Origin of the sequence: Arthrobacter koreensis, assembly GCF_035792275.1 — a bacterium.
In the GTDB taxonomy this organism is placed as follows: Bacteria; Actinomycetota; Actinomycetes; order Actinomycetales; family Micrococcaceae; genus Arthrobacter_B; species Arthrobacter_B koreensis_A.
The window spans coordinates 318,833-327,064 of the sequence record NZ_JAMWKK010000002.1 but is presented as its reverse complement, the minus strand read 5'-3'; the positions used below and the strand labels follow the sequence as shown (position 1 = coordinate 327,064).

12 protein-coding genes are annotated in these 8,232 nt (G+C 66.0%); 8 read left to right on the top strand and 4 right to left on the bottom strand.

Annotated elements, in window-relative coordinates; genetic code table 11:
* Nucleotides 1–26: 26 nt before the first annotated feature.
* The gene (locus tag NGB94_RS03470; RefSeq protein WP_418910588.1) at nt 27–110 is read left to right on the top strand and encodes an integrase core domain-containing protein; all 84 of its coding nucleotides are present in this window, start codon (nt 27–29) and stop codon (nt 108–110) included.
* A gap of 18 nt (nt 111–128) precedes the next feature.
* Here NGB94_RS03470 and NGB94_RS03465 read toward each other — a convergent pair whose 3' ends face one another.
* From NGB94_RS03465 to NGB94_RS03455, 3 genes are read right to left on the bottom strand one after another with little or no spacing between them, the layout of a single operon-like run.
* Nucleotides 129–1,007 carry an SURF1 family protein gene (locus NGB94_RS03465; RefSeq protein WP_325789104.1) on the bottom strand — a complete coding sequence of 293 codons (879 nt, stop codon included), beginning with the start codon at nt 1,005–1,007 and terminating at the stop codon, nt 129–131.
* Complete coding sequence (locus tag NGB94_RS03460; protein WP_325789103.1) at nt 1,008–1,265, bottom strand: hypothetical protein; 258 nt, start codon at nt 1,263–1,265, stop codon at nt 1,008–1,010. It abuts the gene before it with no gap.
* Nucleotides 1,262–1,657: a DUF3099 domain-containing protein gene (locus NGB94_RS03455; RefSeq protein WP_325789102.1), complete on the bottom strand. Its 396-nt coding sequence runs from the start codon at nt 1,655–1,657 to the stop codon at nt 1,262–1,264. The genes NGB94_RS03460 and NGB94_RS03455 overlap by 4 nt, the downstream gene beginning before the upstream one ends.
* A 145-nt stretch (nt 1,658–1,802) precedes the next feature.
* On the opposite strand from NGB94_RS03455, the gene NGB94_RS03450 reads away from it, so the two are divergent.
* Together NGB94_RS03450 and NGB94_RS03445 are read left to right on the top strand one after the other, a co-directional pair.
* Complete coding sequence (locus NGB94_RS03450; RefSeq protein ID WP_325789101.1) at nt 1,803–2,531, top strand: beta-ketoacyl-ACP reductase; 729 nt, start codon at nt 1,803–1,805, stop codon at nt 2,529–2,531.
* A gap of 119 nt (nt 2,532–2,650) precedes the next feature.
* Nucleotides 2,651–3,394: an SDR family oxidoreductase gene (locus NGB94_RS03445; RefSeq protein WP_325789100.1), complete on the top strand. Its 744-nt coding sequence runs from the start codon at nt 2,651–2,653 to the stop codon at nt 3,392–3,394.
* Nucleotides 3,395–3,413: 19 nt separating this feature from the next.
* Here NGB94_RS03445 and serB read toward each other — a convergent pair whose 3' ends face one another.
* Nucleotides 3,414–4,328, bottom strand: a complete 915-nt coding sequence (serB, locus tag NGB94_RS03440; RefSeq protein WP_325789099.1) for a phosphoserine phosphatase SerB — start codon at nt 4,326–4,328, stop codon at nt 3,414–3,416.
* 114 nt (nt 4,329–4,442) lie between these two features.
* Here serB and NGB94_RS03435 point away from each other — a divergent pair, with 114 nt between their 5' ends.
* From NGB94_RS03435 to NGB94_RS03415, 5 genes are all read left to right on the top strand, one after another.
* Nucleotides 4,443–5,231 carry an ABC transporter ATP-binding protein gene (locus tag NGB94_RS03435; RefSeq protein WP_325789098.1) on the top strand — a complete coding sequence of 263 codons (789 nt, stop codon included), beginning with the start codon at nt 4,443–4,445 and terminating at the stop codon, nt 5,229–5,231.
* A gap of 15 nt (nt 5,232–5,246) precedes the next feature.
* On the top strand, nt 5,247–6,047 hold the full coding sequence (locus NGB94_RS03430; protein WP_325789096.1) for a sulfite exporter TauE/SafE family protein: 801 nt from the start codon (nt 5,247–5,249) through the stop codon (nt 6,045–6,047).
* Nucleotides 6,048–6,854 (top strand): RNA methyltransferase, encoded by an 807-nt coding sequence (locus tag NGB94_RS03425; protein ID WP_325789095.1) that lies wholly within the window; start codon nt 6,048–6,050, stop codon nt 6,852–6,854.
* Nucleotides 6,855–6,943: 89 nt separating this feature from the next.
* Complete coding sequence (locus tag NGB94_RS03420) at nt 6,944–7,798, top strand: hypothetical protein (protein WP_325789093.1); 855 nt, start codon at nt 6,944–6,946, stop codon at nt 7,796–7,798.
* A 153-nt stretch (nt 7,799–7,951) separates the two neighbouring features.
* Complete coding sequence (locus NGB94_RS03415) at nt 7,952–8,209, top strand: type B 50S ribosomal protein L31 (RefSeq protein WP_055241121.1); 258 nt, start codon at nt 7,952–7,954, stop codon at nt 8,207–8,209.
* Nucleotides 8,210–8,232: the final 23 nt, after the last annotated feature.

Below are 8,232 nucleotides of genomic sequence, written 5' to 3'. Positions count from 1 at the left end.
ACTCCAACCAAGCCCGCACCGATGCCCTGCAACCGTGGCTAGACTTCTACAACCACCAACGCCCACACAGCAGCCTCGGAGGCAAAGCACCCATCACCCGGTGTAACTAACGTGCTGTCTCAGTACACCTAGTAGCCCTGGGCGTCCAGGATCGCGTCTTCCTCTTCCTCGCCGGTGGGGCCGCGGCGCTTGCGCACCGGCCGCGTCCGGCGCGGGACGGGGGCAGCCGAGTGGACATCGTCGTCGTCCTCCCAGTCTTCATCGTCCTCTTCGCCGGCCTCGATGATGTTCCAGGCTTCCTGCCGCGCCGCGTAGCCAAACCCGACGAAAAAGAGCAGGCCAAACGCATACCACTGCAGGGCGTAGGAGAGGTGCGGGCCTTCGTCCAGCGCCGGTTTCGGTGCGGCTTCGGGCCGGTCGGCGGGTGCCGGGTCCTCACTGTCCATCAGGCCGTAGGCAGCCTGCTCCAGCGGGTACCCCACCTGGTCCTGGTACTCAGCGATGTCGATCGACGCCAGCTGGCCGTCCGGGGCTCCGCGCAGGAGAGTGGGTTCCGCGGGCTTGAGCCGGGCGGTCACCGTCACTTCTCCCTCCGGGGCAGCAGGGACCTCGTCCGGCCAGCCGGCCTCGTTGTCGCCGATCGGCAGCCAGCCGCGGTTCACCACCACGGCGGTGCCGTCTGCGAGCTTCAGGGGAACCAGGACCTCGTAGCCGGGACGCCCGCTCAGCGGACGGTTCCGGACAATCCGCTGGTTCGCTGTGTCATAGGTGCCGGTGAGCTCCACCGGGAGCCATTCGGCCGACGGATCGAATTCCCTGAAGTATCCGGCTGCTTCCTCGAAGGGGACCGGTTCCGCGGAGTAGTTCGCTTCGACCCAGCCGATGTCCTCACGGACCGCGTCGCGGCGCTCAAGCTGCCAGGTGCCCAGGAACGCGCAGACTGCCGCCAGTGCACACACCAGGGCGAACCAGCCCAGCCACCGGCTGGAGAGGAGGAACTTGTACATCTACTGGGTGTCGCTTTCGGTTCCGGCGCCGCCGGGAAGGGGCAGGGTTTCTTTCCACAGGGAGCGGACCTGGAGGTACTCTTCAAGCCAGTCGCGGTGCTCACCGCATGCCAGCCAGACCTTCCGCCGCTCCGGGGTATGGATCTTCGGGTTATTCCACAGCAGCTGCCATGCCGCGTCGGCACGGCAGCCCTTCCGGGAACACCGGGCACGGTCTTCTGGTCCGGCGCCGCCGGATAACTGGTCAAGCAGGTTCATGCGCCCGGCGCCTGCGTTCCGCGGCCGGAGGGGCCGTCGTCGTCAATAATTTCCCCGCTCAGCACCGTGGTGCCGGGGGACTCCGGAGCATCAGTTACATGCGCCTCGAGCTGCTGCGGCGGTGCCGACTCGTAGGGAGAATCCGCGCCCAAGTTCCCGCTGTCGCTTCCTCCGTTGGCGATGACGACGGCGAACCAGGGCAGCACGACGGCGCCCGCCACCACCACCCACAGCATCCAGCCGTGGACGAAGAAGAGCAGGAACAGGCACACCATGCGGATACTCATGGAAACCGTGTACTTGACCATGCGCGCATGCATCTCGTCGGTATGCGCCGAGCGGGCGTCCGTAATCCGGGGAACGGGGACGCCGCGGCGGGATAGCTTTCTCATCCTTGGGTCATCGCAGATTCATCACTGGGTCATCACTCTCCAAACAGATTTCCCTATTGTCTCACTGCTGCCGGTGAACTTGTAGTTGCCTCCCGCGCGGATAGGATCGGAATCTCACGCCCCGCCCAGAACGTAAGGATTTTTTGTGCAGAACGACTCCCAGACCCAGGCCGGCCGCAGTGTCCTCGTCACCGGCGGAAACCGCGGAATAGGCCTGGCCATCGCCAGGACTTTCGTGGAGGCGGGGGACAAGGTGGCCATCACCTACCGCAGCGGCGAAGTCCCGGAAGGGATGCTCGGGGTCAGGGCCGACGTCACGGACATGGCGTCGGTCGACGCCGCGTTCTCCGAAGTGGAAGCCGCGCACGGCCCGGTCGAGGTGCTGGTGGCCAACGCCGGAATCACCCGTGACACGCTGCTGCTGCGCATGAGCGAGGACGATTTCACCGACGTCGTGGACACCAACCTCACCGGAGCCTTCCGGGTGGTCAAGCGCGCTTCGAAGGGAATGCTGAAACTGCGCCGCGGCCGTGTGGTGCTGATTTCCTCCGTGGTTGGCCTGTACGGTTCCCCGGGCCAGGTCAACTACGCCGCATCCAAGGCGGGCCTGGTGGGCATCGCCCGCTCCCTGACCCGTGAACTGGGCTCGCGGAACATCACGGCCAACGTCGTGGCTCCCGGGTTCATCGACACGGACATGACCCGCGCCCTGCCCGAGGACACCCAGAAGAACTACCTGTCATCCATCCCGGCCGGACGCTTCGCCGCCCCTGAGGAGGTCGCGGGCGTTGTGCGCTGGATCGCCGGCCCTGAAGCCGGATACATCTCCGGAGCAGTCATCCCCGTTGACGGCGGACTGGGAATGGGACACTAGCGCGCACGCATGCCGGCGGGGTATTCCTTGGAGGTTTCCACCAAGGCCCGTGCTCGCACCGGCTGGCAGGATGGGAAGCAGAGAGCACATCTTTAGCCAATTTCCACAAAGGAGTACTTATGGGCCAGCTCGAGCACAAAGCGGCAATCGTCACCGGATCATCCCGGGGCATCGGCGCTGAAGTCGCAAAACTGCTCGCCGCCGAAGGCGCAGGCGTGGTGGTGAACTACCGCCAGAAGGCACCGCGTGCCAACAAGGTGGTTGCCGGAATCGAAGCCGCGGGCGGCCGGGCCGTTGCCGTTGGCGCGGACCTGACGTCCCCCGAAGGACCCGCCGCGCTGGTTGACGCAGCCCTCGGCTCGTTCGGCAGCCTGGACGTGCTGGTACTGAACGCCTCAGGCGGAATGGAAACGGGCGTGGAGGAGGACTACGCGCTCAAGCTGAACCGCGACGCACAGGTCAATATGCTCACCGCTGCGGCAGCGCAGATGAAGCCGGGCTCGCGGGTGGTCTTCGTGACCAGCCACCAGGCACACTTCATCAACACCGTTCCCACGATGCCGGAGTACGAGCCGGTGGCCCGCAGCAAGCGCGCCGGAGAGGATGCCCTGCGCGCCCGGATCCCTGAGCTGGAGGAGAAGGGCATCTCGCTCGTCGTGGTCTCCGGCGACATGATCGAAGGCACCGTCACGGCGACCCTGCTGGACCGCGCCAATCCCGGCGCGATCGAAGCACGCCGGGAAGAGGCCGGCCGGCTCTACTCCGTCGAGGAGTTTGCTGCCGAGGTAGCCCGCATGGCCCTTGCCGATGCACCGACCGGCCACACCGAGTACGTGGGCGGCTCGGACTACCTCAGCGCCTAGGAACCGGAACCTCCGGGAGCTACAGCTTCACGAAGTGCTGAACCACGTCCAGGCTGGGCAGGTTCAGCACAGCATCAGCGGCGGCCTGCACTGCCGGCTTGGCATTAAACGCCACGCCCAGTGCGGCCGCCGCCAGCATGTCCAGGTCATTGGCGCCGTCGCCCACCGCGATGGTCTGGTCCAGGCGGATGTCCAGTTCGGCCGCCCATTCCCGCAGTGAGCGGGCCTTGACAGCGCGGTCGACGACCTCGCCGGTAACCTTTCCGGTCAGCACGCCGTCTTCGATCCCCAGCTCATTGGCCCGCGCGAATGTCAGCTCCAGTGCGGAGGCCAGGGGAGCCAGCACCTGGTTGAACCCCCCGGACACCACTGCCACCGCGTGGCCCGCCGTCAGGAAAGCCTTGACCAGGGCTTCGGCACCCTCGGAGAGTTCGATCCGTGTCCCGACCTCGGCGATCACCGATTCAGGCAGTCCGGCAAGGGTCTCTACCCGTGCGTGCAGGCTCTGCGCAAAGTCCAGCTCACCGCGCATCGCTGCCTCGGTTACTGCCGCGACTTCAGCCTCGCGCCCGGCGTGAGCCGCCAGCAGCTCGATGACCTCCTGCTTAATCAGGGTGGAGTCCACGTCCATGACGAGCAGCTTGCGTCCGGGTTCAACCAGCGACGCCGGGACGACGGCGCTCTGCGCCGGAGCCGCACCGCCGTCCAGAGCCGCCGCGGCCGCAGAGGTGACGGCCGTGCGCAGTGCCTGAAGACCGCCGTCGTACGTTACGAACAGTTTCGAAACCACATAGCCGTCCCCCTCGGCGTTCTCCAGCTCAACGATCCGCGCGCCGGTTCCGGCAACGGCCTGCTGGACCTTCCCAAGGTACGCGTCAGCGAGTTCGCGTCCGTAGCTGACAACGCTGTATTCAGGGGAGGTTTCAGGGGACATGCGCGGATTCCGTTCTTCGTGCTGTGTGGGCGGCCGGTCTGGACACGGCAGCGCGGACATGCGGCGGCGTCGCGTTTCGCCAACGCGCCTTTCTTTAGCCTAGTGTCTACTGCTATGAGTGATGTTCTTGAATTTGCCGGAGTAAGTGTCGTCCGGGGCGGAAAAACCCTGTTGGACGGCGTGAACTGGCAGGTGAGGGAAGGCGAACGCTGGGTCATCATGGGACCCAACGGCGCCGGCAAGACTACGCTGCTGCAGATTGCGGGCGGCCGGATGCACCCGACCCGCGGCATGGCCGGAATCCTGGAAGAGGTACTGGGCGCCGTTGACGTGTTCGAACTGCGTCCGCGGATTGGCCTCGCCTCGGCAGCCCTGGCCAACCAGATCCCCGAGCATGAGACCGTCCTCAACGTAGTGCTCACAGCGGCCTACGGCATGACCGGCCGCTGGCGCGAGAAGTACGACAAACTTGATGAGCGCCGTGCCTTCAGGCTGCTGCACGACTGGGGGATGTCCACCTACATCAACCGCAAATTCGCTTCACTGAGCGAAGGCGAACGCAAGCGCGTCCAGATCGCCCGTGCCCTGATGACGGACCCTGAACTGCTGCTGCTGGACGAGCCGGCCGCCGGCCTCGACCTGGCCGGCCGCGAGGACCTGGTCCAGCGCCTGGCCAACCTGGCGGCGGACGAAGAGGCTCCGGCGATCGTGCTGGTAACCCACCATCTTGAAGAAGTCCCCCCGGGATTCACCCACGCACTGCTGATGCGTGACGGCACGGTCGTCGCGGCCGGTGCCATCGACACCGTCTTCACCGAAGAGCACCTGAGCAACGCCTTCGACCTCCCGCTGGCCGTCCAGCGGGATGCCTCCGGCCGCTACAGCGCCACCGCCCGCCGCTAACAGCGACCCGCCCGGATGTTCCTGTCTTCGGCAGGGTGGCTTCATGACGCCCTGGTACTTTTCGCCGGCCTCTGGGCCGGAACCATCAACGCCATTGTGGGCTCCGGCACCCTGGTGACCTTCCCGGTACTCGTTGCTCTGGGGTATGCACCCGTGGCCGCCACCATCAGCAATGCCATGGGCCTGGTAGCCGGCAACATTGCCGGCTCCTGGGGATACCGGCGGGAACTGGCAGGACTCGGCGGCACGCTGCTGCGGCTGCTGCCGGCGTCCATCCTCGGCGGAGTCACGGGCGCCTGGCTGCTGCTGCACCTTCCGGAGGATGTCTTCGGGACGGTGGCTCCGTTCCTGATCGTGGTTGCACTGCTGTTCATCATCTTCCAGCCCAGGCTCCAGTCCTGGGTGCGGGAACGGGCTGCACGGCTTGAGGAAACCGGAGACGTCCGGGAAGGACCCGGCCGGCCCTCGTGGCAGCTGACCGTCCTGATCTTCCTCGCCGGGATCTACGGCGGGTATTTCGTTGCTGCCCAGGGAATCCTGCTGGTGGGCATCCTGGGCATCTTCCTGCACGGAACGCTGCAGAACGCGAACGCTGTTAAAAACATCCTGGTGCTGGGCGTCAACGTCGTGGCTGCGTCGTCCTACCTGCTCTTCGCCTTCGACCGCATCATCTGGCCCGTCGTGGCACTGATCGCCGTCGGCTCGCTCATTGGCGGGTTCATTGGTGCAGCGGTCGGCCGCAGGCTGCCCCCGGTGGCCCTGCGGACCGTGATCGTGCTGCTCGGCCTCGTCGCTCTCTGGATTATGGTTTTCTAAGTGAGCCTTATCCACCTCGAATCCTCCGACGATCCCCGCGTATCGGACTACACCCGGCTGACGGATACCGCCCTGCGCCGCCTCCGTGAACCCGCCGAAGGTATGTACATCGCCGAATCGTCGAAAGTCCTGCGGCGGGCCGTCGACGCAGGACACACCCCGCGGTCCTTCTTCCTGGCGGAGAAATGGCTGCCAGACCTGCAGGACATTCTGGACCGGTTCCAGGAGGTGCCCGCCTACGTAGGAACTCCGGACATCCTTGAGGCCATCACCGGATTCCACCTGCACCGCGGCGCGCTGGCAGCAATGCACCGTCCCGCCCCGCTGGAACTGACCGGCGTGCTGGCAGGTTCACGGCGGATCGCCATCCTTGAAAACATCGTCGACCACACCAACATCGGCGCGATTTTCCGTTCCGCGGCTGCCCTGGGGGTCGACGCCGTCCTGGTCAGCCCGCAGTGCGCGGACCCGCTGTACCGCAGGGCCATCCGAGTCAGCATGGGAACGGTGTTCCAGGTGCCGTGGCTGCGGCTTGAGTCCTGGCCAGGTGCCCTTGCCGACCTCCGGGCCGCCGGGTTCGCTACGGCCGCGCTGGCGCTGGAAGACGATTCGCTGACACTCCAGGAGCTTGGCGCCCGGCGCTTTGACCGGCTCGCGCTGATCCTGGGTACCGAAGGTGACGGACTCTCGCGCAGCACCCTGGCTGAAGTTGACCTGACTGTCCGGATTCCCATGCAGCGCGGGGTCGACTCCCTGAACGTCGCAGCAGCGTCCGCAGTGGCTTTTTGGGAGTGCCGGGTTTTTTAGGCGGTCCCCACGCTTATATCCGAAGCCTGTTGGTGTCACACTGGCCGTGCACGAAGCACTGACGTCTCTCCTGACCCCGGGGGCATTCCATGCCGGCACGCAAGCACGGTTATCCGCGTATGGCCGCGCTCTGCCTTGCCGCGGCGGTCGTGCCCGTCCTCGCAGCATGCGGGCCCACCGCTGACCAGGTCAGCGCCCGGACCGAGGCCAGGACTTCCACCCCCGCACCGCCGGCACCCGTCCCGCAGCAGGCCAAGGTGCGCACGGCCGAGCCCGAGCCCACCGCCACGCCGGAGCCCATGCAGGTCAGCGTCAGCGGGGCGCAGGCCGGGATGGCCGAAAGCGTGCAGGAGGCATGCCAGTTCCTGCTCCGCCGGGATACCGGCGGGTTTGACGGTGCAGGCGACTGCGTCGCCGCCGCCATGGAAGCCGGTACCGGAGCGGAACAGAAGGTGACGACGACGGCGAGCTGGCTTCCGCCGGGGACCTACACCATGCAGTTCCGCACCGCCCCGGCGTTCGCAATGGAACTGCGCAGTGCCGACGGTGAGCTGGAAATCTCCGTCTCGGAGAACGGCAGGACACTGCGCACCGGCGAATCGACGGCCAGCGCGGATGCCTCAGGCGGCGCGGAGGAAACCTACGCCGCGGTGCTGGCCGATGCCGCTGAGCTCACCGCCAATCCGGACCGGCTGCGGGGACTCGTCGAAGGCGCCGGTCCTGCCCGGGTTGAGTACGGAGTGGATTACCTGGGTTCCCCGGCCACCCGGCTCACCGCCGTCGTCGAGCCCCAGAATCCAGGCGACTTTGCCGGGTCCATCGTCCTGACCCTGGATGACCTGTACCGGCCGCTGCTGGTGGACTATTCAGGATCCACCCGCGGCATCTCCACCTCGATCCGCGCGGAGATCAGCAGCTGGGGCAGCGGGGGAGCGCTGCGCTAGGCTGGATGCGCACGGGCCGCTGGAAGGCAGCGTGGCGTACTTTTGCGCATAACCGCCATCCTTGCGCTAAGATTGATTGTTGGCCAATTGGCCTCAAGAGCTTTGAACCCCATTGTGCCTGGCAAAATCCAGTCACCTAGAGAAGGTAATACTGTGAAGTCTGATATCCACCCCACGTACGCGCCGGTAGTCTTCCGTGACCTTGCGTCCGACACCGCGTTCCTGACCAACTCCACGGCGACGTCCTCCAAGACGATCGAGTGGGAAGACGGCAACACCTACCCGCTGATCGAGGTGGAAATCTCCTCCGCTTCGCACCCGTTCTACACGGGCAAGCAGCGCATCATGGACTCCGCCGGCCGCGTGGAGCGCTTCAACGCACGCTTCAAGGGCTTCGGCGGCAAGAAGTAGCCTTAGCGCTACCTTGGCAGCAG

Bases quoted from the DNA above. Each gene is read 5' to 3' on its own strand.
- NGB94_RS03465 (WP_325789104.1), bottom strand. From the start codon at position 1,007: ATGTACAAGTTCCTCCTCTCCAGCCGGTGGCTGGGCTGGTTCGCCCTG.
- NGB94_RS03460 (WP_325789103.1), bottom strand. From the start codon at position 1,265: ATGAACCTGCTTGACCAGTTATCCGGCGGCGCCGGACCAGAAGACCGT.
- NGB94_RS03455 (WP_325789102.1), bottom strand. From the start codon at position 1,657: ATGAGAAAGCTATCCCGCCGCGGCGTCCCCGTTCCCCGGATTACGGAC.
- NGB94_RS03445 (WP_325789100.1), top strand. From the start codon at position 2,651: ATGGGCCAGCTCGAGCACAAAGCGGCAATCGTCACCGGATCATCCCGG.
- serB (WP_325789099.1), bottom strand. From the start codon at position 4,328: ATGTCCCCTGAAACCTCCCCTGAATACAGCGTTGTCAGCTACGGACGC.
- NGB94_RS03435 (WP_325789098.1), top strand. From the start codon at position 4,443: ATGAGTGATGTTCTTGAATTTGCCGGAGTAAGTGTCGTCCGGGGCGGA.
- NGB94_RS03430 (WP_325789096.1), top strand. From the start codon at position 5,247: ATGTTCCTGTCTTCGGCAGGGTGGCTTCATGACGCCCTGGTACTTTTC.
- NGB94_RS03420 (WP_325789093.1), top strand. From the start codon at position 6,944: ATGCCGGCACGCAAGCACGGTTATCCGCGTATGGCCGCGCTCTGCCTT.